At 44.9% G+C, this 1,039-nt stretch carries 1 protein-coding gene and 1 pseudogene; both read right to left on the reverse strand.

Annotated elements, in window-relative coordinates; translation table 11 throughout:
- Positions 1–483: pseudogene (locus tag PGX78_RS08180) on the reverse strand (CBS domain-containing protein); the annotation flags it as partial.
- A gap of 153 nt (positions 484–636) precedes the next feature.
- On the reverse strand, positions 637–972 hold the full coding sequence (gene rplS, locus PGX78_RS08185) for a 50S ribosomal protein L19 (protein WP_270446452.1): 336 nt from the start codon (positions 970–972) through the stop codon (positions 637–639).
- Positions 973–1,039 lie beyond the last annotated feature (67 nt).

A 1,039-nucleotide genomic window follows, 5' to 3' on the forward strand; every position in this document is an offset into this window, starting at 1 on the left:
TACGTAGCATCCTGTCTCGGGAACGTCATGACCGTTGTCGTTTACGGAAAAAGTCATTTGCGGTTCGTGAACCAAAGCTCTAACCGTATCCAATTCCGCACCGGTAACGGTTTTAATAAATTCTTCAGCCAAGGCACTGCGTTCAAGAACACCTACAAGCTTATTTCCCTTAACGACAGGTGCAAAAGCATGTTGATCATGTTCGTTAAACCATAAGGCCGCATCCTTTAAAGAGGCTTCTTCAGCAAGGGGTTTTAAGTTCCGATGAACCGCATCTTCTACCTTTACGTAAAAATCACTCATCAACTGTTGCGGCTTTACACCGAAATAATCAAGAGCAAACGCCGTTTCCTTATTAATTTCACCGGCCCGTACGGGTACGGCGTCAATACCTTTTAATTGTTTTAAACGAGCCATGCCGAAAGACGAACAGATAGAGTCCGTATCGGGACTTTTATGTCCTGTTACATAAATAGGTTCCATTGTAATCACCTCGTAAATTAACTTTAATAATATGTTATATAGTATAGCATAGCGCCCCTGCAAATTCCAGAATAAGACCTTATTCCTTCGCCTGTCTTTTTCATAAACAGACACAAAAAAAGACTCCCTGACGGGAGTCTTTTTCGGACCTTTTTATCGGCGTTCGCGAATACGGGCAGCTTTGCCTGTAAGTCCGCGCAAGTAATGAAGTTTCGCGCGACGAACAATCCCGCGGCGAGATACTTCGATTTTTGCAAGACGGGGCGAATGTACAAGAAATGTACGTTCTACACCGATGCCGTAAGAAACACGACGAACCGTGAATGTTTCACGAACTCCGCCGTTTTGACGACCGATAACAACGCCTTCGAAGACCTGGATACGTTCACGGTTGCCTTCTACAACCTTTACATGAACTTTGACCGTGTCACCGGGGCGGAAATCGGGAATGTCCTTATTCCTTCGCCTGTCTTTTTCATAAACAGACACAAAAAAAGACTCCCTGACGGGAGTCTTTTTCGGACCTTTTTATCGGCGTTCGCGAATACGGGCAGCT

This window comes from Megasphaera sp. AF13-6AC, assembly GCF_027685385.1.
Taxonomy (GTDB): Bacteria; Bacillota; Negativicutes; order Veillonellales; family Megasphaeraceae; genus Megasphaera; species Megasphaera micronuciformis.